21 protein-coding genes are annotated in these 25100 nt (G+C 70.4%); 15 read left to right on the top strand and 6 right to left on the bottom strand.

Annotated features, from left to right (window positions below; genetic code table 11):
- The first annotated feature begins 3 nt into the window (after window positions 1-3).
- The 4 genes from ACLQ2O_RS08610 to ACLQ2O_RS08625 are packed head-to-tail and all read left to right on the top strand — an operon-like array spanning window position 4 to window position 4629.
- Complete coding sequence (locus ACLQ2O_RS08610; RefSeq protein WP_425828974.1) at window positions 4-954, top strand: thiamine pyrophosphate-dependent dehydrogenase E1 component subunit alpha; 951 nt, start codon at window positions 4-6, stop codon at window positions 952-954.
- Entirely contained in the window at window positions 954-1922 is a 969-nt protein-coding gene (locus ACLQ2O_RS08615; protein ID WP_425828976.1) for an alpha-ketoacid dehydrogenase subunit beta, read from the top strand. Before ACLQ2O_RS08610 ends, ACLQ2O_RS08615 begins: the two co-directional genes overlap by 1 nt.
- Window positions 1919-3277, top strand: coding sequence for a hypothetical protein (locus tag ACLQ2O_RS08620; RefSeq protein ID WP_425828978.1), 1359 nt, complete (start codon window positions 1919-1921; stop codon window positions 3275-3277). The genes ACLQ2O_RS08615 and ACLQ2O_RS08620 overlap by 4 nt, the downstream gene beginning before the upstream one ends.
- Window positions 3268-4629, top strand: a complete 1362-nt coding sequence (locus ACLQ2O_RS08625) for a hypothetical protein (protein WP_425828980.1) — start codon at window positions 3268-3270, stop codon at window positions 4627-4629. Before ACLQ2O_RS08620 ends, ACLQ2O_RS08625 begins: the two co-directional genes overlap by 10 nt.
- 5 nt (window positions 4630-4634) lie before the next feature.
- Here the strand turns inward: ACLQ2O_RS08625 and ACLQ2O_RS08630 are convergent, their stop codons facing one another.
- From ACLQ2O_RS08630 to ACLQ2O_RS08645, 4 genes are read right to left on the bottom strand one after another with little or no spacing between them, the layout of a single operon-like run.
- On the bottom strand, window positions 4635-5609 hold the full coding sequence (locus ACLQ2O_RS08630) for a methyltransferase (RefSeq protein ID WP_425828982.1): 975 nt from the start codon (window positions 5607-5609) through the stop codon (window positions 4635-4637).
- A gap of 1 nt (window position 5610) precedes the next feature.
- Window positions 5611-6312 carry an SGNH/GDSL hydrolase family protein gene (locus tag ACLQ2O_RS08635; RefSeq protein WP_425828984.1) on the bottom strand — a complete coding sequence of 234 codons (702 nt, stop codon included), beginning with the start codon at window positions 6310-6312 and terminating at the stop codon, window positions 5611-5613.
- A gap of 32 nt (window positions 6313-6344) precedes the next feature.
- On the bottom strand, window positions 6345-7745 hold the full coding sequence (locus ACLQ2O_RS08640; RefSeq protein ID WP_425828986.1) for an MFS transporter: 1401 nt from the start codon (window positions 7743-7745) through the stop codon (window positions 6345-6347).
- On the bottom strand, window positions 7742-9295 hold the full coding sequence (locus tag ACLQ2O_RS08645) for a class I adenylate-forming enzyme family protein (RefSeq protein ID WP_425828988.1): 1554 nt from the start codon (window positions 9293-9295) through the stop codon (window positions 7742-7744). The genes ACLQ2O_RS08640 and ACLQ2O_RS08645 overlap by 4 nt, the downstream gene beginning before the upstream one ends.
- Before the next feature lie 192 nt (window positions 9296-9487).
- On the opposite strand from ACLQ2O_RS08645, the gene ACLQ2O_RS08650 reads away from it, so the two are divergent.
- The 7 genes from ACLQ2O_RS08650 (at window position 9488) to ACLQ2O_RS08680 (ending at window position 17765) form a co-directional block, all read left to right on the top strand.
- Window positions 9488-10783 (top strand): SGNH/GDSL hydrolase family protein, encoded by a 1296-nt coding sequence (locus tag ACLQ2O_RS08650; protein WP_425828990.1) that lies wholly within the window; start codon window positions 9488-9490, stop codon window positions 10781-10783.
- A gap of 6 nt (window positions 10784-10789) precedes the next feature.
- Entirely contained in the window at window positions 10790-12160 is a 1371-nt protein-coding gene (locus tag ACLQ2O_RS08655) for a cytochrome P450 (protein ID WP_425828992.1), read from the top strand.
- 16 nt (window positions 12161-12176) lie between these two features.
- Complete coding sequence (locus ACLQ2O_RS08660; protein ID WP_425828994.1) at window positions 12177-13070, top strand: alpha/beta hydrolase; 894 nt, start codon at window positions 12177-12179, stop codon at window positions 13068-13070.
- Window positions 13060-14187: an alpha-hydroxy acid oxidase gene (locus ACLQ2O_RS08665; protein WP_425828996.1), complete on the top strand. Its 1128-nt coding sequence runs from the start codon at window positions 13060-13062 to the stop codon at window positions 14185-14187. Before ACLQ2O_RS08660 ends, ACLQ2O_RS08665 begins: the two co-directional genes overlap by 11 nt.
- Window positions 14180-15463, top strand: coding sequence for a PLP-dependent aminotransferase family protein (locus tag ACLQ2O_RS08670; RefSeq protein ID WP_425828998.1), 1284 nt, complete (start codon window positions 14180-14182; stop codon window positions 15461-15463). Before ACLQ2O_RS08665 ends, ACLQ2O_RS08670 begins: the two co-directional genes overlap by 8 nt.
- 103 nt (window positions 15464-15566) lie before the next feature.
- A complete protein-coding gene (locus ACLQ2O_RS08675; RefSeq protein WP_425828999.1) occupies window positions 15567-16508 on the top strand; it encodes an MFS transporter in 942 nt (313 codons plus the stop codon).
- Window positions 16509-16787: 279 nt separating this feature from the next.
- Complete coding sequence (locus ACLQ2O_RS08680; RefSeq protein WP_425829001.1) at window positions 16788-17765, top strand: LuxR C-terminal-related transcriptional regulator; 978 nt, start codon at window positions 16788-16790, stop codon at window positions 17763-17765.
- On the opposite strand, the gene coaA is transcribed toward ACLQ2O_RS08680, so the two are convergent.
- A complete protein-coding gene (coaA, locus tag ACLQ2O_RS08685) occupies window positions 17762-18727 on the bottom strand; it encodes a type I pantothenate kinase (protein ID WP_425829003.1) in 966 nt (321 codons plus the stop codon). The two genes, ACLQ2O_RS08680 and coaA, sit on opposite strands and share 4 nt — an antisense overlap.
- A gap of 108 nt (window positions 18728-18835) precedes the next feature.
- Here coaA and ACLQ2O_RS08690 point away from each other — a divergent pair, with 108 nt between their 5' ends.
- The 3 genes from ACLQ2O_RS08690 to ACLQ2O_RS08700 are packed head-to-tail and all read left to right on the top strand — an operon-like array spanning window position 18836 to window position 23619.
- Entirely contained in the window at window positions 18836-19186 is a 351-nt protein-coding gene (locus tag ACLQ2O_RS08690) for a holo-ACP synthase (protein WP_425829005.1), read from the top strand.
- A gap of 1 nt (window position 19187) precedes the next feature.
- Complete coding sequence (locus ACLQ2O_RS08695) at window positions 19188-20579, top strand: NAD(P)H-hydrate dehydratase (protein WP_425829007.1); 1392 nt, start codon at window positions 19188-19190, stop codon at window positions 20577-20579.
- Window positions 20580-20637: 58 nt separating this feature from the next.
- Window positions 20638-23619, top strand: coding sequence for a sugar-binding protein (locus ACLQ2O_RS08700; protein ID WP_425829009.1), 2982 nt, complete (start codon window positions 20638-20640; stop codon window positions 23617-23619).
- 9 nt (window positions 23620-23628) lie between these two features.
- On the opposite strand, the gene ACLQ2O_RS08705 is transcribed toward ACLQ2O_RS08700, so the two are convergent.
- Window positions 23629-24384 (bottom strand): META domain-containing protein, encoded by a 756-nt coding sequence (locus ACLQ2O_RS08705; protein WP_425829107.1) that lies wholly within the window; start codon window positions 24382-24384, stop codon window positions 23629-23631.
- Between the two features lie 73 nt (window positions 24385-24457).
- Between ACLQ2O_RS08705 and ACLQ2O_RS08710 the strand changes: the two genes are divergently transcribed.
- Complete coding sequence (locus ACLQ2O_RS08710) at window positions 24458-25099, top strand: HAD family hydrolase (RefSeq protein WP_425829011.1); 642 nt, start codon at window positions 24458-24460, stop codon at window positions 25097-25099.
- Window position 25100: the final 1 nt, after the last annotated feature.

The raw sequence follows: 25100 nt of genomic DNA on the forward strand, positions 1-25100 counted from the left end.
GAGATGACCACCGTCGATCTTTACCGGACCGTTCGGTTGATCCGGCGCTTCGAGGAGCGGGCGATCGCCTTCGTCCGGTCCGGGGAGATCGTCGGTGGCATTCACCCGTACGTCGGCCAGGAGGCGATCGCGGCCGGCGTGTGCGCGGCGCTCCGCCCGGACGACGTGATCACCAGCACCCATCGCGGGCACGGTCACGTGCTGGCGAAGGGCGCGGCCCCGGCCCGGATGCTCGCCGAGCTGATGGGCCGCGAAGGCGGGCTGAACAAGGGCCGCGGCGGTTCGATGCACGCGGCCGACTTCGGCCTGGGCATCCTCGGCGCGAACGCGATCGTCGGCGCGGCCGGGTCGATCGCGACCGGCGCCGCCTGGGCGTACCAGCGCCAGGGCAAGGACATCGTTGCCGTCAGCTTCTTCGGTGACGGGGCGATGAACGAGGGAATGTTGCTGGAGGCCTTCAACCTGGCCGCGCTCTGGCGGGTCCCGGTGGTGTTCGTCTGCGAGAACAACGGCTACGCCACCACGATGCCGGTGGGGTCGGCGGTCGCGGGCAGCATCACCGGCCGGGCCCGGGCGTTCGGGATGCCGGCCTTCACGATCGACGGCCAGGACGCCGAGAAGGTGCTGGCGGCAACCACTGCCGCCGTCGGCCGGGCCCGGTCCGGCAAGGGGCCGACGTTCCTGGAGTGCACGACGTACCGGTTCGACGCGCACCACACGTTCGAGCACCGGACCAGGCTGACCTACCGCAGTACCGAAGAGCTCTCGACTGGGCGGTCGCGGGACCCAGTGGAGATCCAGGGCGCACGGCTGGCTGCCGAACAACGGGCAGCCGTGGATGCCGAGGTCGAGGCCCTGCTCGACGCGGCGGCCGGGATCGCGATGGGTTCCGCCCATCCCGACCCGGCTGCCGCTCTCGAGTTCTTGTACGCGTCCCCGGAGGTGATGCGCTGATGCCCAAACTCTCCTACCTGAAGGCGCTCAACCGCGCCCTCGGCGACGAGCTGGCGGCGGACGACGCGGTCTTCGTGCTCGGCGAGGACGTCCGGGTGGCGGCCTCCAACCTGACCGCCGGGCTGTTCGCCCGGTTCGGCCCTGAGCGGGTGCTGGACACGCCGCTGTCGGAGCAGGCGTTCACGAACTTCGCGACCGGCGCGGCGCTGGCCGGGTTGCGGCCGGTGATCGAGTTCCAGATCCCATCGCTGCTGTTCCTGGTGTTCGAGCAGATCGCGAACCAGGCCCACAAGTTCTCGCTGATGACCGGCGGGCAGTGCCGGGTGCCGGTCACGTACGTCGTCACCGGCTCCGGCTCACGCACCGGCTGGGCCGGGCAGCACTCCGACCATCCGTACAACCTGTTCGCGCACGTCGGGGTGAAGACGGTCGTGCCGTCGTCGCCGGCCGATGCGTACGGGCTGATGCTGTCGGCGATCCGGGACGACGATCCGGTGGTGGTCTTCGCGCCGGCCGGCGCGTTGGGGATCCGGGACGACGTCGAGTACGCCGACCTGAAGGCGGTGCCGCTGGGTAGAGGGCAGGTCGTCAGGGAGGGGTCCGACGTGACAGTCGTTGCCCTGGGCCACCTCGTGCAGGAGGCCCTGGCGGTGGCCGACGAGCTGCCCGGCCGGGTCGAGGTCTTCGATCCGCGGACGGTCTACCCACTGGACGTGGACGGGATCGCCGCGTCGGTGGCGAAGACCCGGCGGCTGGTGGTGATCGACGACTCGAACCGGACCAGCGGGTTCGGCGCCGAGGTGCTCGCGGTCGCCGCTGAGCGTTTCGAGCTGGCCGTTCCGCCGCGCCGGGTGACGCGTCCGGACGGCGCGGTGCTGCCGTTCGCGCCGGCGCTCGATCGCGCGGTGCAGCCGGGGCGGGACCACCTGCTGGCCGCGATTCACGCCGTACTGGAGGGGGAGCGATGACGCAGCGACCGTCGGCTGCCGAGCTGTGGCCGGTGCTGCCGGAGCCGGTGCGCGCCAAGTTACTTGCCTACGGCCACGAACACTGGGAGCAGGTGTACCACGACGTCGCGCTGCAGAACCAGAACTGGATCCCGCTGAGGTCGCCGGTCGCCACGCACGCGGCGTACGACGAGATGAACCGGGTGACCCAGGAGGTGTCGCGGCTCGTCCTCGAGTGCTGCCGCCGCCGAGCCCGTACGGCGGGCGAGCTGCGCGAACTGCTCGGCGTACCGGAAGGGCGGATCCAGCTGCTCGACGACAGCGAGCCATTGACCGGGCGGCTGATCAACGCGATCCGTTCCGACCTGCTGCTCGAGCGCGGCGTCCCGCGGATGGTCGAGTGCAACGTGGAGAGCGCGCTCGGCGGGGTGCTCGACGCGGACGGCGTGATCAAGCGGTGGATGGCGGCGTACGCCGAGGAGCCGATGTTCCGCGAGCTGAAGGCCGCCGCGCCGCCGTCGGCGATCGACGCGCGGTTCGACGCGATCCGGGCCGACGTCGGGCCGGGCAAGGTGACGGCGATGCTGTTCACCGCGGGGGGTGGCTACCCGGGCGCGGACCGGCCGAACTACCTGATCAACCGGCTGCGGCCCTTCGCCGACCGGGGACGCGAGCTCGGGGTCGACCTGGTCGTCTATCCGGTCGAGTGGATCGAGCAGGATGCCGCGGGGCGGCTGGTCGCCGGTGAGCTGACGCTGGACGCGGTGTGGCGGATGTTCGTGCCGCCGTACGTTCAGGACAGCCCTGGGATGGCGGCAGTGCGCCTCGCGCATGAGGCGGGGACGTTCCGGATGTACCTGCCGAGCGCGGTCTGGCTGCTGAGCAACAAGACGATCTTCGCCTGGTTGTGGGAGGACCTGGACAGCCTGCCCGATGAGGACGCCGAGGTGATCCGGGCGCACGTCCCGCAGACCTGGGTGTACGGGCCGGAGCTGCGGCAGCGCGCGATCGACGACCGCGCGCGGCTCGTGCTCAAACCGACCGACGACTACGGCGGGCACGGCGTCTTCATCGGCCCGCTGACCTCGGACGAGGACTGGGTGGCCGCGCTGGACGCGGCGACCGGGCCGCACATCATCCAGGAGCTGATCGAGGCGGACCCGCTGACCATGCAGTTCCTCCAGCCGGCGAGCGGTGACGTGGTCGAGGCCGAGGTCTCGTACTGCGTGTCGACGTACCTGTTCGACCGGATCCCCGCGGGTGTCTTCACCCGCTTCTCGCCACCCGGAGCCGGTGGCGTCGTGAACCTCACCCAGGGCGCGCTGACCGGCGGTCTGCTGCTCGTGGACGAAACGGAGCTGAAGCGATGGACCTGAGCTACGACTGGCGGGCCGAGCCGTTCGACGTGTGGGAGAAGGTGCCTCAGGCAACGCGCGAGAAGGTGCTTGCCGCCGGCCACGAGGACTGGAAGCGGGTCTTCGACCGGGTCCTCACCTTCAACCGGTCCTGGCGGCCGCTGCGCCCGGTCCTGATCGACCGCGGCCGGTACGACGAACTGGGCCGCGTGATGGACCGGCTGCTCGGCCTGGTCCTGGAGACCGCGTTGCGCCGGGCAACCACCGCCGGGGAGCTGCGGAAGTTGCTCGGGACACCGGACGGCCTGATCGAGTACCTGGACGACGACGAGGTGCTCGGCGAGCACCTGCTGCAGTCCGGGCGGCCCGACGTACTGATCAGTGGTGGGATCCCGAAGTTCGTCGAGTTCAACATCGGCAGCGAGGTCGGGTGCGTGTGGGACACCGAGGGGGTGTCGACGCGGTTCCTGGAGATGTGGCGCAACCACGGGCTCGACTCGCTGCTCGGCGTGGACGCGCCGCCGTCGCCGGTCGACCGGCGGTACCAGGCGATCGTGGACCTGCTCGGGCTGGAGCCCGGGAGCCGGTTGACGATGGTGCTGCGGACCGAGGGGGAGTACCCGGGCAGCGACAACATCCCGGCGATCCTCGAGCTGCTCGACCCGTTCATCGAGCGGGGCAAGGCGTTCGGGCTCGACGTCGACGTCGCTCCGGTGCACTGGCTGTCGGCCGATGACGAGGGGAGGCTGGTCAACCAGGGGCGCCTCGTGGAGTCGGTGTTCCGCTTGTTCGTCTGCACGGACATGCCGCAGAACGAGGGGCAGGCCGCGCTGAAGGCGGCGGTCGCGTCCGGGCAATCGAGGCTGTTCACCTCGTCGGCTGGATGGCTGCTGGCGAACAAGCTGCTGCTCGCCTGGCTGTGGGACGACCTGGACCTGCTCAGCCCTGACGATCAGGTCCTGGTACGGCGGCACATCCCGTGGAGCCGGGTGATGACGCCCGAGCTGGTCGAGGCCGCGACCGAGCGGCAGGCCGAGCTCGTGCTCAAGCCGGCCGACGAGTACGGCGGGTCCGGCGTACTGGTCGGGCACGAGTGTCCGGTCGACGAGTGGCGGGCTGGGCTGGCCGAGGCTGTTGCCGGGAACGGGTCGTTCCTGCTGCAGGACTACGTGCGGCCGGACCGGCTGACGATGGACTTCGTCCACGTGAAGACCGGTGAGCAGTTGCAGGCCGAGGTGCCGTACTCGGTCGGCCAGTACACCTTCGGGCGCCAGGCGGCGGGGTGCTTCCTGCGGGTCGGGTCCCACGAGCACGGCGAGGTGCTCAACCTCAAGCGGGCCGTGCACGTCACCGGCCCGCTGCTGGTCGAATGACGTGGTCAGGCCGTGTACTCGAGCGCGCGGGGTCCCGCCGGTGGGGTGTGGATGCCGGTGCGGCGCAGGCCGGCCGCGGCCGCCAGTTCGTCGTACTGGGCGAGCGTGCGTTCGCGGCCGTGTCCGAGCACCAGGACGATCAGGTCCATCGCGGTGAAGGCCGCCTGATGGGTGTCGGCCGCCTCGGCGACGAAGACCGAGCCGCCGGGACGCAGCGCCCGGCGGCAGCGGGTCAGCACGTCGACGGCCTGGTCGTCCTCGAACGAGTGCAGCAGCATCCGGAGCAGGAACGCGTCGGCGGTCGGCAGCTCCAGTTGCAGCACGTCGCCGGCGAGGATGGCGCAGCGGCCGGTCAGGCCGGCCTGCTCGAAGCGCTGCTCGGCGCTGTCGACGCTGGTCGGCAGCTCGACCAGCGTGCCGCGCATCTCCGGGGTGGCCGCGAGGATCGCTGCCAGCTGTACGCCGGTCCCGCCGCCGACGTCGACCAGGTGCTCGAAGCGGCTCCAGCCGATCGCGCGGACGAGCAGCACCGCTTCGTTCCGGGTGTTGGCCTCCATCAGCTGGTCGTACGACGCGGCGGCGGTCGCGTCGAGGCTGGTCTTGTTGGCGGCCGCCGTTGGTCCTCCTCGGCTGGTGACGCCGAGCAGGTCGAGGTGGGCGCGGTCCATCGTCGCGCCGTACCCGGTCTGGTCGAGCCAGCGGCGGGCCGCGCTCGGGTCGTCGTCCAGGAGCCAGCGGGCGGTCTCGCCGAGCGCGAAGCGGTCGTCGTCGCCCGCCTCGAAGATGCCGCGGGCCGCCAGGTAGCGCAGGACGCGGCCGAGGGCGTCCGCGTCGGCGTTCGTCGCGAGGGCCAGGTCCTTGAGGTCGCGTGGTCCTTCCGCGAGGTGGTCGGCGATGCGCAGGGTCGCGACGGTCCGTAAAGCCATCGGCGTGACCAGGTCGGTCATCGCCCAGAATTCGAGCAGTCCGAGGGACGTCATTTCACTGGCCTCTCCGAGCTGAATGTGTGTATTTGTCGTTGCGGCGCTTTCGCGTGCCCAGAATTCGAATTGTTTCCGCTGCGGCGACGGCGTCGCTGCGCGCATTTCCGTGCCGGCCGTCGCTGGAATACAACCCGGGGTCGGTGGACAGCGGATGGGTCGTCAGGTGCACGTGGATCGTGCGGTGCTTCTCGGCCAGTGCGCGGGTGCGTTCCGAGAGCAGCCGCATGCGCTGGTGCAGGCCTGGGCGGAGCCAGCCCTGGATGGCCGGGCTGGCCGAGACGTCGAACATGCCGAGCGTGATCACGTCGGCGCCCGCGACCTTCAAGGCGATGATCATCGTCTCCAGCTCGGCGTCGACGCGGTCGGCGTCGTACCGGGCACTGAAGGCGTCGTTGCCACCGCCGACCACGAGGGCCAGGTCGGGCTGGAAGGCCAGCGCCGGGGCCAGCTGGGTCTGGTGGATCTCGTGGGCGCGGAGGCCGCTGACGCCGAGGTTGAGGTACTCCAGCTCGGGCGCTGCCGCGGTGAGCTCGGCGGCGAGGCGGTCGGCCCACTGGAGGTCGCTGTAGCCCAGGAGGGGTTCGCACAGGCCTTCCGCGACGCTGTCACCCAGTACGACGAAACGGCGCCAGGGGTGGCCGGCCAGCAGCTCGGTGGACTCGCCTGGGCGGAGGCAGTGGGGGTCGGTGTCCTCGGTCATGGGGCCTCCCGGCCTGGGGTCGGGGAGCCCGCTCAAGCGGGCTCCTCCTTGGGTTTGGCGGCGCCGCTGAACTGCGGGGTCGAGCCAGGGCGGCGGTAGAGCTGCACGACGGGGATGAGCGTGGCGAGCAGGAAGAGTCCGCCGGACAGGAGGAGCGCCGGGCGCAGTCCGAGCGCCGAGGCGCTCCAGCCGCCGAGCAGGCTGCCCACGGGGATGCCTGCGAAGGTCAGGGCGCCGATGACGCCGAAGACGCGGGTCTGAAGGGTTGCTGGGACCCGCTCGAAGAGGGTGGCGCCGATGACCGGGTTGAGCGAGGCGTTGGCGATCCCGCACAGGAAGCTGACCGACACGACGAGCCAGACGGTGTCCGACAGCCCCATGGTCAGCAGGCGCGGCGCCCCGCCGATCAGAGCCCCGATGACGAACGCCCGGTACGGCGGGATGCGGTCGGCGTACACGGTGAAGATCACGTTGCCGAGCAGCGCGCCACCGGCGAACCCGCCGAACAGCAGGCCCAGCACGACCGGCGTCCCCACCACCTCCTCCACCCACAAGGGCGTGTAGACCGCCGCGCTGGCCTGCCCGAACACGTTGATGGCGAAGGTCATCAGCATCATCCCGATCAGCACCCGGTCCCCCCGGAGGAACGTGAACCCACCCCGGAGAGCGGTCCAGTAAGGCTCGGGGGCCGGCTTCGCCTCGCCGCCTGCGGCGGCCTCGGCGGGAGAGCGGGGGAGGGGCGTCGCGGCCCCGCCGGGCTTGTCGCCTCCGGCGACTTCGGCGGAGAGCGCCACGGGTGTCTCGCCGTCGCCGGAGGCGACTGGCGCCGGGGCGGCAGGCCCCCCTTCCCCCACCCCCGGTTCCGCGGGGAGGTGGACGAGGGTGGCGACGAGGAGTGCGCACGCGGCGAAGCTGAACGCGTCTGCCCAGAGGGCTCCGTGGGTGCCCAGGGCGGCGATCAGGAGGCCTCCCAGTGGGGCTCCTACCAGGGTGGCCGATCGGCTGAGGCCCTCGTACAGGGAGGTGATGCGGAGCATCGAGACCTCGCACTGCTCGGCCAGCGGGCGGAGCATCACGTGCTTCACCCGGTCGCCGATGCCGCGGAGGGATCCTCCGACGGCCACCAGCAGGGCGAGCTGGAGGAACGTGGTGCCGGGGATCAGGATGATGGCGATCAGCGCGAGGGCGCTGCCGGTGTCGGCGACGATCGACGTCCGGCGGTGGCCGAAGCGGTCGGCGAGCGGCGCGGCGAGGACTCCGGTGAGCGCGTACGGGAGCATCTCGGCGGCCGCGATGACGCCCATCTTGGCGGCGCTGCCGGTGGTCGTGAGGACGAGCCAGGGGATCGCGACGGCCGAGACGCGGGTGCCCAGCGCGGAGAGGATGTCCGCGGTGAACAGGCTGATCAGGGCGTTGCGAGGGGACGGCCTCATGTCGCGTGCCGGGAGCGCAGGGCGACCTTGTCGATCTTGTGGGCCGACGTCAGCGGCAGCTCGTCCAGCCACTCGACCGACCGTGGTACCCACATGTCGTTGAACTCGTCCCGGACCACCGCCTGCAGCGTCGCGGCGTCGACCGGCGCACCGTCGTACCGGACGACGTACGCGTGCGGCACCTCACCGAACTCCTCGTCCGGTACGCCGACCACCGCCGCCGCCCGGACCCCGGGCTGCGCGGCGAGGAGGTCCTCGATCGGCCGGCAGTAGACGTTCCAGTTGCTCGCTCCGGTGACGATCGTGTCCTGTACCCGGTCGACGACGTACAGGTAGCCGTCGGCGTCCAGGTAGCCCAGGTCGCCCGTCCGCACCCACCCGTCGACGATGGCCCGCTCAGTGAGGTCCGGCCGCCCCCAGTAGCCCGCGAAGCGCAGCTTGCTGGTCGCGTAGATCTCCCCGGTCTCACCAGCGGGCAGGACCCCGCCAGAGGCCTCCCGGATCTCCACCCGCACGTCCCCGTACGGCAGGCCGGACGACCGCAGCCGCTCCGGGTGCTCAGGGTCCTCGGTGAGCCCCGGCTGCGCCGTGACGACGATGACCTCGCTCAGCCCGTACACGATCCGCAGCACCGGCCCGAACCGCGCGATGGCCTGCCGCAGCCGCGACGGCGCCGCCGGTCCGGCTCCGACGTTCAGCATGAACATGCTGCTCACGTCGGTCGTCGCCAGGTCCGGGTGGTCGAGCAGCTGGTAGAGCAGGGGCGGTGACACGTACGTCGAGTTGATCCGCTCACGCTGGATCGTCGCCAGTGCACCCCCGGCGTCCCACTGGTCCTCGACGTACAGCACGCCGCCCTGGAACAGGTTGAAGAACGTGGTGATCTGCCCGCTGGCGAACGCCATCGGCGAGTGCGTCAGGTGCCGCAGCACCGGCAGCCCGGCCGCCAGGTAGTCCGCGGCCAGCGTGAGGATCTGCTCGTAGAACGCCTGGCGGTGGTGCACCAGCTTCGGCTCGCCGGTTGTGCCGCTGGTCTGGAGGCAGGTGGTCGGCTCAGCGTCGTCGTACTCGGCTGTGAAGGGTCCCGACGGCGGCCGCAGCAGGTCGGGGCCGAGCCCACCAGGACCCAGGCAGTGCACCGGTACGCCGAGCTGGACGGCCAGGCGCTCGCCCAGCACGGCCTTGCTCGTCGGGTCGTAGACGAACACGTCCGGCGCGGACAGCCGCGCGAACGCCTCGATCTCCCGGCGCCCGGCGATCGGTGCGATCCACATGCTCCGTGCGCCGACCAGGTGCAGGGCCAGCTGGAGTGCGGGCAGCTCCAGCGTGTTCCCGGCCAGCACCAGGACACCGGTACCCGGACCGACGCCGCGCTCCTGCAGCGTCGCGGCCAGGTCGAGCACCTGGGCCCGGAGCTCGGCGTAGCTCAGCCGGCGGTCCCCGGCGACGATCGCGGGCCGGTCGCCGTACGCGGCGAACAGGCCGAGCGCGGTCACCACGTAGGAATCGGAATGCTCCAGGTTTTCGCCCACCACGAGATCGACCGACATGGCACCCCACCCTTCTCGATCCGGGCAGGACTGTACTTGGGGAATTACCCGGCGACCAGGTGTCGGGTGAATTCAAGTGGCCGATTAAAAGTATCCGTTGACGCGACAGGTTTCCGGAACTAGGTTTCCGTCACGCCACTCGCGCCGGGTATTTCTGGCCCGCCGCGCTTCAACCCAATGGGGGGTTGTTCCATGCGCATTCCCAGTACCATCCGAACGGCCGCGCTCGCCGCGGCCGTCTCACTCGCCGGCTCGGCGCTGGTCTTCACCGGCTCCGAGGCGCAGAGCACCAGCACGTCGTCGCAGGGGGGCCGGTCGACGTGGGTCGGTAGCTGGACCACCGCCGTCACCAAGGCCGAGACCACCGGCTTCAGCGCCACCGGCCTGACCAACCAGAGCGCCCGGTACGTCGTACGCCCGTCGGTCGGCGGCGACAAGGTCCGGATCCGCTTCTCCAACATCTACGGCGACCGGCCGGTCCAGATCGGTGCCGCGACCGTCGCCAAGGCGAACACCGCGACTCCGGCGATGTCGGACCTCGAGCCGGCCTCGAAGCGCGCGCTGACCTTCGGCGGCAAGACCACCGCCACGATGAACAAGGGCGGCGAACTGCTCAGCGACCCGGTCAACCTGCGCGTCCCCGACCTGGCCACGCTGGTGATCAGCGTCTACTACCCGACTGCCACCGGCCCGGTGTCCTGGCACGCCCAGTCGTTCCAGGAGAACTACTTCGGCCCAGGCGACCTGACCAACGAGGCCGCCGGTACGGCGTACACGACCACGCGGGCGTGCTGCTGGACGTTCCTGTCCGGCGTCGACGTGCAGACCGACGAGGCCGACGGCGCGGTCGTCGTACTGGGTGACTCGATCGCGGACGGCGTCGGCAGTACGGCGAACGCGAACAACCGCTGGCCCGACCAGCTGGCCGAGCGGCTCGCCGCCGACCGCCGGCACGGCTCGGCCGGGGTGCTCAACGTCGGGATCTCCGGCAGCCGGCTGAACCGCGACGGGACCGACCCGATCCTGGGCACGCCCGGGTTCGAGCAGATCGGGCCGAACGCACTGGCCCGCCTGAACGAGGACGTCTTCGGGCAGACCAGGCCGAAGGCGGTGATCACGCACCTCGGGGTCAACGACCTGTGGATGGACAACGCGTCCGCGGACCAGATTATCGCGTCGCTGAAGCAGATCAACGCGCAGCTCGAGGAGCACGGGATCCGCAGTATCGGAGCGACCATCACGCCGTACGAGGGGTTCACCACGCCCGGCGGCTGGACGGCCGAGCGGGAGGCGAACCGGCAGGCGGTGAACTCGTGGCTGCGCAACACGCACGAGTTCGACGGGGTGATCGACTTCGACAAGGTGGTCCGCGATCCCGCGGCGCCGACCAAGCTCAAGGCCGCGTACGACGCGGGCGACCACATCCACCTGACGGACGCGGGGTACCAGGCGATGGCGAACTCGATCCCCTTGCAGCTGGTCCGGTGAGTTGAGATGACCACCGCCGCCCAGGTGCTGCAAGGACTGTTCAGCGCAGCGGGTCTCGAGGACCCGTACCGGTACTACGCCGAGCTGCGAAGACACGGTCCCGTCTCCCTCATCGGGGGCAGCGGCCCCTACCCGGCGGTGGTCACCGGGTACGACGCGGTGAACCAGGTGCTGCGCGACCCGCGGGTGCGGGTCACCGACGACGCGTTCTCCGACACGCACGGTGGAACGGCGTGGCGTGCTCATCCGCTACTTGCCGCGCTCAACAACTCGATGATGTACAGCAACGGTGAGCGGCACGGTGCGGCGCGGGGGTTGTTCCAGCAGGTCTTCACGCCGCGGCGCGTGCAGGAGCTGGAGCCGGCGATGGTCGCGCAGATCTCGTTGCTGATCGACGGGCTCGAAGCGCGGCTGGCGGCAGACGGGGAGGCGGACTTCATGGCGGAGTTCGCCTACCTCCTGCCGAGCTCGGTGGTCGCGGCGTTGCTGGGGATTCCGGCGGAGGACCTGGCGTGGTTCCGGCCGCGGGTGCAGCGGATCAACGAGTTCCTGGACGTGACGGGCAAGACGGCCGAGGTCTTGCGTCGGGCGGACGAGGCGACGGTTGAGCTGAGCGACTACTACCGGCGGTTGATCGCCGTACGGCGTGCTGCGCCTGCTGACGATCTGATCAGCCGATTGGTTGCCGAGGGCTCCTCCGAGGTTTCGGACGAGGAGCTCGTTTGCAACCTGCTGGTTCTCTTCAACGCGAGCTTCGTGACGACGATCCACCTGCTGGGCAACGGGTTGTCGCTGCTGCTGGAGCATCCGGAGCTTCGCTCGTACCCGGTCGAGCCTTTCGTCGAGGAGGTGTTGCGGTACGAGTCGCCGGTGCAGTTCGTCGCTCGGTACGCCGATGATGTTGTGGAGGTCGCCGGGACGACGATCCCGCCGAAGGAGGTCGTCCTGGTGATGCTCGGCGCCGCCAACCGCGACCCGGAGACCTTCTCGGACGCAGATCGCTTCGAGCCGGCCCGGTTCATGCCGGACCCCGAGATCCACACCGCAGAACGTCGAGCGGGTGGGGTGGGGAGGCGAGGAGACGCGGCCGGGGACTCAGCCGTAGCCGGGGGTGTTGCTCGCGGCGCCGCAGGCGACGCGGGTCGGGGGCGCGCCGCCACGCCCCCCACTCCCACGGGTGCTCGACCTCTGAGTTTCGGGGCGGGACCACACTTCTGCTTGGGTGCTGCTCTTGCCCGGACCGAGGCGCAGCTGGCGTTTCCTCTCCTGATGGAGCGGTTGCCAGGGCTTCGGGCGGCTCGGGCGGCGGTGCGGTACCCGCAGCAGTTCCTGCGGGGGTACGAGTCGATGCCAGTGGAGGTGTGCGATGCCCCTTGACCCGCAGGTGGAAGCGATGCGTGCGCAGCGCGCGGCGGACGACGTACCGCAGCTCTACACCCAGACCCTCGCCGAGGCGCGCGCCGCGGACCTCGCGTCGATCCAGGCCGCGGGCGGTGAGGTCGAGCCTGTGCACTCGGTCGAGGACGCCTTCGTCGACGAGCTCGGGGTGCCGCTGCGCATCTACCGGCCCTTCGGTGACGGCCCGTTGCCGACGCTGGTGTACTTCTTCGGCGGTGGGTGGACGCTCGGCAGCATCGAGATCGCCGACGGCATCTGTCGCCGGCTGGTCAACGCCGCCGGCTGCCAGGTCATCACCGTCGGCTACCGCCTCGCGCCCGAGAACCCTTTTCCTGCGGCAGTTCACGACTGCCACCGCGCGACCCAGTGGATCGCGAAGGCGCCGTTCGTCGACCCCGACCGTCTGGTCGTCGGCGGCGACAGTGCCGGTGGCAACTTGGCGGCGGCAACCACTCTGCTTGCCCGAGACAACGGCCCTGCGCTTGCGGGCCAGCTGCTTGTTTACCCCAACACCCTGTACGGCTCCGACACCGCGTCGATGCGCGCCGGCACCGACCCGCACCTCTTCAACCGCACGTCGGTCAGCTGGTACTGGAACCACTACCTGACCGATCCTTCCCAGGGCGCCGACTCGCTGGCGTCCCCGCTGCTCGCCTCTTCCCACAGCGGTTTGCCGCCGGCCCTCGTGATCACCGCCGAGTACGACCCGCTCCGCGATGAGGGGGAGTTCTACGCCGAAAAGCTGTACGCCGCGGGAGTCCCGACCACGCTGACCCGCTACGACGGCATGGTCCACGGCTTCTTCGCGATGTCCGGAGCCCTGGACGGCGGCCGCCGAGCGATCGCCGAGGCAGCAACCTGGCTGAGGGAGCTGTTCGGTGGGGATTGAGCCGATCGCCCCCGAAGCCGAGCACGCTCCGCGCGCCGGCGCCTCGGCGGGTGTTGCCGGTAGGCGCGCGGGCGCCGTGTGCCTGGCCGACTACGAGCATCTCGCCGGCGACCTGCTCCCCGAGCCACTGCGTGACTTCATCTCTGGTGGGAGCGGAACCGAGTCGACCCTGGACGGTAATCGGCGTGCGCTGGAACGCGTACGGATCACCCCGCGGGTGATGGCGGGGGTTGAGGTTGCCGATCCCACGCAGCAGTTGCTGGGGACGGCGGCCTCGTTGCCGGTTGCTGTGGCGCCGATGGCTTATCAGCGGTTGGTGCATTCGGAGGGGGAGTTGGAGCTGGCTCGGGCTGCGGCCGTAGCCGGGGTGCCGTACGTGGTGTCGACGTTGAGCAGCGTGCCGTTGGAGAAGATTCCGGGGGACTGCTGGTTCCAGCTGTACTGGCTGCGGGATCGGCGGGTGGTTGAGGAGTTGGTTGCTCGGGCTGCTGGGTGTTCGGCGTTGGTGGTGACGGTGGATGTGCCGGTGATGGGACGACGGTTGCGGGACGTGCGGAACGGGTTCGCGTTGCCGGACGGTGTGGTGGCGGCGAACCTGGAGACCACGAAAGAAGCGCACACCGCGGTGCCGGGGTTGTCGGCCGTAGCAGCGCACACGCAGTCGGCCTTCTCGCCAACGGTGTCCTGGAGTGACTTGGAGTGGCTGCGTCGGAGGACCGAGCTTCCCCTGGTGGTGAAGGGGATTCTGGATCCGCGGGACGCGCGAAGGGCTGTGGAGGCCGGTGCCAGTGCGGTGGTGGTGTCGAACCACGGTGGGCGTCAGCTGGATGGCGCGGTGGCTTCGATCGACGCGTTGCCGGCGGTTGTCGATGCGGTGGGCAACGAGATCGAGGTGTTGATGGACTCCGGCATCCGGAGTGGCACCGACGTCCTGAAGGCGCTCGCCGTCGGTGCGCACGGCGTACTGGTCGGAAGACCGTTGCTGTGGGCATTGGCTGTGGATGCCTGCGACGAGGCGTTCGGGCTGCTGCGGACCGAGCTGACCGACGCCATGTTGCTCGCGGGGTGCGCCGACCTGGCGGCCGTCAAGGAACTGAGCTGGAGGAACGATGGCTGATCTCGACATCGCGGATCTGCACGGTGCGCTCACCGACAAAGCACTCAACTCGATGAACTTCCTCAACGAGGTCGCCCAGCACTACCCCGACGCGATCTCCCTCGCCGCAGGCCGCCCCGCGGAGGAGTTCTACGCGATCGAGGACCTGCACTCCTACCTCGACACCTTCTGCGACCACCTGCGGGACGAGCTCGGGTACGACGACGCGGCGGTACGGCGGACGGTCTTCCAGTACGGGCGCACGAAGGGCATCGTGCACCGGCTCGTCGCGCGCAACCTGCTCGCCGACGAGGGCATCACCGTCGATCCCGAGGCGCTGGTCGTGACGGTCGGTTGCCAGGAAGCGATGGTGCTCGCACTGAGGGCCTTGCGCAAGGACTCCCACGACGTCCTGCTCGCGGTCGCACCGTCGTACGTCGGCATCACCGGCGCGGCGCGTCTGCTCGACCTCCCCGTGCTGCCAGTTGCCGGGGGCAACGACGGGATCGATCTCGAGGATCTCGTGGCCGTGGTCAAGGCCGCCCGGGCCGACGGGCTGCGGCCACGCGCGTGCTACGTGATGCCGGACTTCGCGAACCCGTCGGGGTTGAGCCTCGACCTGGAGACCCGGCAACGCCTGCTCGACGTCGCGGCCGAGCAGGACCTGCTGCTGCTCGAGGACAACCCGTACGGCCTGTTCCCCGCCGAGGGCGTCGACCGCGTGCCGACGCTCAAGGCGCTCGACACCGAACGCCGGGTGATCTACCTCGGATCGTTCGCCAAGACCGCGCTGCCCGGCGCGCGGGTCGGGTACGTCGTCGCCGACCAGCTCGTCGCGCACCCGGACGGCACGACCAGCCTGCTCGCCGACGAGCTGTCGAAGATCAAGAGCATGGTCACCGTGAACACGTCGGCGATCGGCCAGGCGATGATCGGCGGCAAGCTGCTTCAGCACGGCTGCAGCCTGGTCGCGGCCAACACCCGTGAGCGTTCGACGTACGCGGCGAACCTCAGAGCCCTGACCGAGGGCCTCGCTGCTCGATTTCCTGACGGCGAGGTCACCTGGAACGTCCCGTCCGGCGGGTTCTTCCTGGTCGTCACGGTCCCGTTCCCGGTCAACGACGCCCTGCTGGCGAAGTCGGCGCAGGACTACGGCGTCCTGTGGACCCCGATGAGCCACTTCTACGACGCCGATGCGCCGGTCAACGCGCTGCGGCTGTCCTGCAGCTCGGTCACCCCGGCGGAGCTCGAACCGGCCCTGGACCGGCTGGCCGCGCTGATTCGCGACCAGCTCTGAGCGGTCGGCTGGGCAACGGCAACCCGGGCCGCCGCAACTGGTCCTCTACCCGGCCGGCCAACTGGATCTGTCGGCCAGACCGGTCCGTTCCTAGCGTGGTCGTATGACCAGCCTCGCCTGTGAACCCACCGCCGCCGTGCGGCTCCGGCCCGGACGTCTTGTCACCGCGCAGTTCGCGCGTTTGCTGCTGGTGATCTTCGGCTCCGGCCTGAGCATGTACCTGCTGACCTCGGTCGTGCCGCTCTACCTCGCGGCCTCCGGCGCCGTCGCGCTGGTCGCCGAGGTGACCCCGGCAGCTCGGCGTCGCGAAGCACTCGGCGTGTACGGCGTGGTGGTTGGCCTCCCGGCCGCGCTCGGTCTGCCGCTCGGTGTCTACCTCACCGGTGTGGTCGGGTTCGAGACCTTGTTCGTCCTCGCCGCGGTCAGCTCGTTGGCCGGGCTCGCCGTCCTCCCTGGTGGACCGGCCTGTGTCACCGACGAGGAGCACCACGTGAAGGTGCTCGGAGGTCTGCGGGGCAGCGGGCTGCTGATGCCGGCCGGAGTGTTCGCAGCGGTGACTCTCGCCGCGGGCATCAGTGTCACCTTTCTCCCGTTGGCCTCGCAGGACCACAAGTTGGTGGCGGCCGCGCTACTCGTCCAAGCGGTGACCGCGCCGGGCGCACGCTGGGTCGCCGGGTGGTTGGGCGACCGGATCGGACCGCGACGGTTGCTGGTACCGGCGTTGGCGCTGGCGGCCCTCGGCGCGGGAGCGCTGGCCTTCGTGGGGACTCCGGCGGCGGTGCTCGGCGGCGCCGCGCTCTTCGGCATCGGCTTCGGCGCGGCCCAGAACCTCACGCTCGCGATCATGTACGACCGCTCGCCGCGCTCCCGCTACGGCCAGGTCAGCGCGCTGTGGAACCTCGCGTACGACGGCGGCTGGGGCACGGGCGCGATCCTGTTCGGCTTCGTCGTCGCGGGCATCGGCTATCCGACCGCCTTCGCACTGACCGCGGCGATCGTCGCGCTGGCGATCGGTCCGGCGGTCCGCGGAGTGAAGTCGGCCTGAAGGACCGCCCCTTTCACCCTGGCGATGAGACCGTCACCCTGGCGATGAGACCGTCACCCTGGGGATGAGACCGCCGGCCCCGCGGCCTCATCCGTAGGGCGATGGCCCACGAACACGGTCGGTGACAGGCTGGGTCCCACTCCGGGGGGAGGGCCGGGACCGTGATCGACGGTCCCGGCATCGGGACCGCGACGGGGAGCTCACGGGCCTGAAGGCTTGGCAACTGTGTGTAGTCGCGGGATAGTGGCTCGGTGTCCGGAGGGGCACCGAGGGGGTCCGATGGGGGACGGCAAGGTCGTGCCGTCGCGGTTCGACGCGGGGACCGCGATCGTGCTGCGGGAGGCTTACCACAAGATCGACGCGCAGTTCCGGGGGAACCACTACGGGCTGTACGACTACGCGCGGGCGGTGGCGGCGAAGATCGCGCGGGTCGACACGTTCTACGTCGGGCTGCTGCACGGGGCCAACCGGGTGCGGTACCCGTTCGGTTACGAGGACGGGAAGTACGACGACCCGGCGACCCACACGTTCGGGCCCAACGGGCCGACGGCCTGGTTACTGGCCCAGCGGCAGACGTACCGGTTCGCCTACGACAACGGCGCGGTGCTGAACGGCGGCATCCCGTGCGGTGACGTGAACAAGGTGTCGGCCGACGCCGTGATCGTGCCGATGTTCCGGGCCGGCGGCGAGCGGATGCTCGGGATGATGTCGATCCAGAGCTACCGGCCGGACGCGTACGACGACAACGCGGTGCGCGCGTTCGAGTGGCTGACCGGGACCGTGGCCCGGGTGCTCAACCGGGAGGCCGAGGACCGCGAGGCGCTCAGGCTGCTGCCGGCCGGTGAGGAGACGCCGAACCTGCTCACGTCGGACCACGTGATGGAGTACCTGTCCAACCGGATCGGCGTACTGCGTGGTCTGGCCGACCGGGCGCTCGAGGAGCCGCAGGCGCGGGGTGAGCCGCTGCGCGGACAGCTGACCACGTTGCGGACGACGGCCGAACAGATCCAGTCCGAGCTGATCGAGATGATGCTCGACGCGGATGAGGGCCCTGAGCAACGGTTTGGGCGGCTGACCAAGGCGCAGCAGGGCATCGCGGTGCTGCTGGTCCAGGGCCTCGACAACGACGCGCTGGCCGCCGAGCTGGGGATCAGCCTCAACACCGTGAAGTCGCACCTCGGCACGATCCTGCGCAAGTACGAGATGGACAGCCGCGTCCAGGTCGCCGACGACGTCCGCCGGTACCTGGCGCGTTAGAGCTTGCGCAGCCGGACCCAGCGGACGGCGTGGTCAGCGCCCTTGCGGAGCACGAGGGTGGCCCGGGAGCGGGTGGGGAGGATGTTCTCGCGCAGGTTCGGGCCGTTGATGCCGTCCCAGAGGGACTCGGCCTTGGCGACCGCTTCGCCGCGGCTGAGCTCGCCGTACCGGACGAAGTAGGACTCGGGGTTGCGGAACGCGGTCTCCCACAGCTTCAGGAAGCGGTGCACGTACCAGGAGCGGATGTCGTCCGCGGCGGCGTCGACGTACACGGAGAAGTCGAAGAAGTCGCTGACCGCGAGGCCGCTCTTGCCGTCGGCGTGCCGCGGCGCGGGCTGCAGCACGTTGAGGCCTTCGAGCAGCAGGATGTCGGGCTGCTCGACCGTCGTCCGTACGTCGGGCATCCGGTCGTAGTGCAGGTGCGAGTAGACCGGCGCCTCGATCGCGTCCATCCCGGACTTGACCTCGATGATGAACCGCAGCAACGCCTTGCGGTCGTAGGACTCGGGGAAGCCCTTGCGCAGCATCAGGCCGCGGCGTTCCAGCTCGGCGTTCGGCCAGAGGAAGCCGTCGGTCGTGACGAGCGCGACCCGCGGGTGCTCGGGCCAGCGGGCCAGCAGCTCGCGGAGCAGGCGCGCGGTGGTCGACTTGCCGACGGCAACCGAGCCGCCGATGCCGATCACGAACGGCGTCCGGGTCGCGGTGTGCCCGAGCGCCTGGTTGCCGAGGAAGGCCTCGGTGTCGGTGTGCAGCGCGCGGGCGTGCCGGACGTACAGCGACAGGATCCGCGACAGCGGCAGGTAGACCTCCCGCACCTCGTCGATGTCGATCTCGTCGCCGAGACCGCGCAGCCGCTCGATCTCCGCGGCGGTGAGCGGCGACTCGGTGGTCTCGGCCAGTTGCGCCCAGGCGGCCCGGTCCAGCTCGGTGTAGGGAGTCACCTCCCGTGGCGGCTGCAGCATGGGCCCCATTGTTCCCACATCACCCCGGGCTACGCTGACCGGCATGTGCGGCACTGACTCTGCGGGTGTGGTAGTTGTCACATCAGGAACCTCGTCCGGACCCCTCTCGTGATCGTCGGCGTGGGCATCGACGTGGTCGACGTCGAACGCTTCATGAAGACCCTGGAGCGGACACCGGGCCTGCGCGACCGGGTCTTCACCCCGACCGAGGCGGTCCGGCCGCCGGCGTCGCTCGCGGCGCGGTTCGCGGCCAAGGAGGCGCTCGCCAAGGCGCTCGGTGCGCCCGGCGGGATGCACTGGCACGACGCGGAGGTCCGCAGCGACGAGACCGGCCGCCCGTGGCTCGAGGTCACCGGGACGGTCGCGGCGAAGGCGTCCGAGCTGGGCGTCCAGAGCCTGCACCTGTCGCTGAGCCACGACGCGGGGATCGCGTCGGCGGTCGTCGTACTGGAGGGCTGAGATGCGTCGGGCACACACGGTCGAGCAGGTCCGGGCGGCCGAGGCCGCGTTGATGGCGCGGTTGCCGGAGGGCACGCTGATGCAGCGGGCCGCGACCGGGCTGGCCGTTGCCATTGGCAACTTCGTGGGGCGGACGTACGGCGTCCGCGTGGTGCTGCTCGTCGGCTCGGGCGACAACGGCGGCGACGCCCTGTACGCCGGGGAGAAGCTGGCCCGGCGCGGCGCGCACGTGGTCGCCGTCCTGCTGTCGGAAAAGGTCCACCCGGAAGGGCTGCAGGCGCTGCGCGTCGCGGGCGGGCGAGTCGGTGCGGCGGAGGAGATCGCGCGGGCCGACGTGGTGGTGGACGGAATCGTCGGGATCGGTGGGCGGCCCGGGCTGAAGCCCGAGGCGCTGGCCGCGGTCCGGTTGGCGGAGCAGTACGGAGTGCCGGTGGTTGCCGTCGACATGCCTTCGGGAGTAGATGTCGACACCGGCGAGACTCCTGCTGAGCACGTCCGCGCCGCGTTGACCGTGACGTTCGGGACGCACAAGATCTGCCACTTCGTGGACCCGGCGGCGTCGGCGTGCGGGCCGGTGCACCTGGTCGACATCGGGCTGGAGCTGCCGCCGGGGGTGGAGGCGATGCAGGCGGCCGACGTACGGGCGCTGTACCCGGTACCGCGCGGGGAGTCGGACAAGTACTCGCGGGGTGTGCTCGGGTTGATGGCCGGATCGAAGCAGTACCCGGGCGCCGCGGTGATCGCGACGTCGGGTGCGCTCGCGGGTCCGCTCGGCATGCTCCGGTACGTCGGTCCGGACGCGGTCGCCGACGAGGTCCGGGCGGCGCACCCGGAGATCGTCGCCGGTGAAGGCCGGGTGCAGGCGTGGGCCATCGGCTCAGGTCTCGGCGAGGAGCTGGACGTCGACAAGGTCCGCGAGCTGCTCGACTCCGAGGAACCGGTGGTGCTGGATGCCGACGGCCTCAAAGCCCTGGACGACTCCGGCGACCACACCAACGTGCTGATCACGCCGCACGCCGGTGAGCTCGCCCGGCTGCTCGACGTCGACCGGGCAACGGTCGAGGCCGAGCGCCTGAAGCACGCGCGGCTGGCCGCTGAGCACTACGACGTGACGGTGCTGCTGAAGGGCTCGACCACGGTGATCACCGCTCCGGACGGCCGGACGCGGGTCAACACGAACGCGACGCCCTGGCTGGCGACGGCCGGGTCGGGCGACGTACTGGCCGGACTCTGCGGCGCGCTGCTGGCGTCCGGACTCGACCCGTTGGACGCGGGAAGTGTCGGTGCCTACCTGCACGCGGCGGCCGCGCAGCTGGCGTCAGAGGCAGGGCCTATCACGGCGATGGCAATCGCGCGCGCTCTGCCCGTGGCGACCGGTCAGATCTTGTACTGACTGGTGCGCCCGGGATAGGACGGACCTGTTGGTGTCCCGCCGCCCTGGGAGTTCGCGCGTGAAGCGTCTTGGTGTGTTGCTCGCTGTTGTCGTTCTGCTGATTGCCGGCCTCCCGGCGACGGCCCAGGCCAAGGCCGCGCCGTACAAGGCGGACCGGGCAACGAAGATCGACGTGATGGGGGAGTGGGCGCACCCCGACGACGACACCAGCATCATCGGACCGTGCGGGGTGTGGCACCAGCGGTACGGCGTGAAGTGCGGCGTGATCATGGTGACGCGCGGTGAGGGCGGCGGCAACGCGGCCGGGACCGAGCTGGGCCCGGACCTCGGGCTGCGCCGGGAGAACGAGGACCGGGTCGCGCACTACCGCTCGGGCACGGTCGACATCTTCAACCTCGACCGGATCGACTTCTTCTACAACCAGAGCGCGCCGCTGACGCAGTACTTCTGGGACGAGGAGGAGACGCTGCGCCGGGTCACCCGCGTGATCCGTACGACGCAGCCGGAGATCTACATCGGCTTCACCCCGACGCTTGCCGCCGGCCACGGCAACCACCAGCAGGCGGGCCGGCTGATTTGGGAGGGCGTGCTCGCCGCGGCCGACCCGACGAAGTTCCCCGAGCAGCTCCAGGGGAAGAACGCGTTGAGCACCTGGCAGGTCAAGAAGGTCTTCTCCGGCGGCAGCACCGCGGGAACCGGCGGTACGACGACCGCCGCGAACTGCACGACCGGTCTCGTCCCGAGCGGCCCGGACACCGTCGCCGGCGTCTGGACCGGCTACGACTCGCCATCCAAGTGGCCGGCCGGGAACGTCCAGGGACAACCGGCCGGTACGGCGAAGTCCTGGCAGCAGGTCGCCGACGAGGGCCGCGCGGCGTACCCGACCCAGAGCCGCGTGATGTTCAAGGGCACCTCGGCACCGGCCTGCTCGCGGTTCGGCATGACGCAGGCGTTCGTGCCGTTCCAGCCGAACACGCTGCCCGACGGCACGGCCAACCCCAAGGCCGGGCTCGACGAGGCGATCCTGTTCGGCGCGGCCAAGCCCGATCCTGGTGGCCTGCCGGTCGGCACGCTCCAGTACCTGACCTTCTCCCGTTTCGCCAACGTCGCGGGTGAGCCGTTCCAGGCCACCGTCCACCTGCAGGCGCCGCGCGGAAAGCTTGCCAAGGGCAACCTCAAGCTGACCGTGCCGCCGGGCTGGACGACCGACGGCCCGCGGCAGGTCCCGAGCCGCGCGGACGCCGCGATCACGTTCACGGTCACGCCGTCGGCAACCGCGCCCGTCAACCAGCTCGCCAAGATCTCCGCGCTCTACAGCACCGGCAAAGCCACGGGCTACACCGACAACGTGGTGCGGATCGTCTCGGCGACCGAGGGCCGGTTCCAGCGCTGGGGCAACTGGCAGGAGTACGACGAGTGGCTGGCCGAGACCGCGCCGCAGGCGACCCGCCTCGGCCGCTCGCCCGCGATCCAGTCGATCGGCGTCGGCCGCACGCTCGACGTACCGGTGGTCGTGCACAACTGGTCGGCCGAGCCGCAGACCGGCGCGGTGTCGTTGACCCTGCCGCCGAACTTCACCGTCGACGCGGCGAGCAAGACCTACCCGAGCATCGCTCCCGGCGCCGAGACCACGGTGACCTTCAAGGTCACCAACACCGACACGACCCTGCCCGCGAACCAGAACGTCGACGTCCCGATCACCACCACGTACGCCGGGGGCACCGGCAGCGAGACGCTCACGCTGTCCGTCGTACCGACGACCGCGATCGCGCAGACCACGGCGGCGCCGACCGTCGACGGCAAGGCTTCTGACGGCGAGTACCCGGGGCAGACGCTCGACCTCGGCCGGATCTGGCAGGGCGCGAACACCTGCACCGGCGTCGACGACTGCGGCGTCTCACCGACCGGCGAGGGGAGCACGGCGAAGGTCAGCTGGTCCGACGACGCGCTCTACTTCTTCGTCCACGTCCGCGACGACTACCAGTCGTACGCCGTGACGCCGGCGGAGTGCGTCGGGCACTGGCAGGCCGACTCGGTCGAGATCCTGCTCGACCCGCGCGGTACGGCGTCGCAGGCGCTGATGGACACGGCGAACACGTTCAAGCTCGGGATCTTCCCGTTCAGCAACGACGCCGCCAACGGCAACGGCCCGTGCTGGTCGCGGGACGCCGACAATCACCAGGGCTACTCCAGCGGATCGCTCGACACCGGCAACGCGCCCGGTGTCGAGGTCAAGTCGACGGCGACCTGGGTCGGCAGCAACGAGACGACCGTCCCGCACACCTACACCGGCTACGACCTCGAGGTGAAGATCCCGCTCGCCGATCTCCCGGCTGCTGCCGACCCGGCGAACCTCGGGCTGAACATCACGCCGTACGACAACGACGACACGTCCGCGCCGGGCACGACGACGCTGCGGCACATCGACCAGAGCACCCGGCTCGGGTGGTCGGCGATCGGGTCGGTGCAGTCGGATCCGTACCGCTGGGGGCGCGCGACGCTGCCGGGGTACACGCCGCCTGCCGACCGGCCGACCACGCCGGCGCCGCCGGACGTGTCGAACCCGAACCTGAACGGCGCGCTCTCGCCGCAGACGATCGCGCAGTCGGCGCGCAACCACGTGCCGATCTCGGGGCGGGTGCCGACGGACGACTTGAAGATCCTGTACGCCGGGCTGCGGCCGGGTGGTGTTGACCTCATCACTCTGGCCAAGGGGCCTGGTACTGCGCGAAGCTTCCTGACGACGGGGGAGTTGGCGGCGATCCCGGTCTACACGACCAGCTGCACGACCGATCCGCCGCCGGACTACGGCCTGACGCCGTGTGCCGTGACCGACGGCGGGATTCCGCCGTGGGCTCCGGACATGAGCGGGCATCTGGTGAAGCAGTCGTCCAAGCAGCTGACGCGTGGCGTGCAGCACTGGTCGCTCCCGCTGACCGCAGCCCAGCAGACGAAGCTGAAGACCGACGGCCACCTGCTGCTCTCCTACGAGACCCCGGACAACAAGGTGCAGGCCTTCGACGTCAAGCTCAGGCGGTGACGGTCCGGCTCAGCCGCCGGCCTTGAAGTCGAGGCCGGTCCTGGCCGGGGTCCGGAGCTGGAGCTTGCCGCCGTCGAGGGTGTAGGTGACCTCGCCGTTCAGCGTCGCCAGCATGGTCTTCTCCAGGGCGCCGGCCGCGCCGGAGCACGCGCGGCGCGTCGTACCGATCTCGCCGAAGGTCAGCTTGTCGCCGGTCCGCGCGACGACGCCCTGCAGCTCGTTGCAGCTGGTCGAACCGGTGACGCGGCCGCCGTTGATGGTCAGGTAGGCGCCGCCGTTGCCCGGGGTGGACGCGGTCTCGCCGGCGATCACGCTCTCCAGGACCCACTTCGTGCTGTCCAGCGCGACGTCGGGCTGCGCGGTCTCGCGGTCCTGCAGCACGATCACCTTGTCCTGCCCGGTGATCGTCAGCTGGTCGGCCTCGGTCTTCCAGGTCGGCTCGCTGTTCAGGACGGAGAGCAGCCAGTCCTCCTGCTGCTGCCGCGGTGTGTCGCAGGCCATGTTGGTCATGTTCAGGTCGGCGACCTTCAGCGTGCCGCCGTCGGTCGACGCCGTGCCGCCGATCGAGTTGCAGCCGGCGTTCGCGCCCAGCGAGCCGTCGTCCTTGAACGTGAGCGAGATCTGCGTGCTCGGCGCGAGCTTCTTCGGGGCGCCGTTCTCGGTCAGGGCGGTCGCCAGGTAGGTCTTGCCGCTCAGCCCACTCGATCCACCCGCGCCTGACTCGTCACCGCAGGCGGTCAGTACGACGAGTCCCGCTGCTGCCATCACCACGAAAGATGTCCTCACGCCCTACGGACGCCCCTGAGCGGCCAGGCGTTGCAGTTTGTAAGGTGCCGATGTGACCGCTCTGGTGATCTTCGACAACGACGGCGTGCTGGTGGACTCCGAACGGCTGGCCAACACGATCCTGGCCGAGCTGCTGACGGAGGCCGGGCTGCCGTACACCTTCGAGGAGGCGGTCCGCGACTTCATGGGCGGCAGCATGGTCTCGATGCGGCAGAAGACCGAGGCCCAGCTCGGCCGGCCGCTGCCCGCCGACCTGGAGGACCGCTACCACCAGCGACTCTTCGACGGCTTCGCCCACCTGCAGGCCGTCGACGGCGTCGGCGCGGTGCTCGACCACCTCGACGCCACCGGTACGCCGTACTGTCTCGCCTCCTCCGGCACCCACCAGCGGATCCACACCGCGCTGACCGCGGTCGGCTTCTGGGACCGGTTCGAGGGCCGGATCTTCAGCTCCGAGGACGTCGAGCACGGCAAGCCCGCGCCCGACCTCTTCCTGTACGCCGCGAGCTCGCTCGGCACGAAGCCGGCCGACTGCGTCGTCGTCGAGGACAGCCCGCTCGGGGTCGCCGCGGCCAACGCGGCCGGCATGACGGTCTTCGGGTACGCCGCGATGACCGACCCGGCGAAACTGGCCTCCGCGGACGCGATCTTCCACCAGATGAGCGCCCTCCCCGCCCTCATCGGGGCCGCCTGAG

Source organism: Kribbella sp. DT2 (genome assembly GCF_049844575.1).
GTDB lineage: Bacteria > Actinomycetota > Actinomycetes > Propionibacteriales > Kribbellaceae > Kribbella.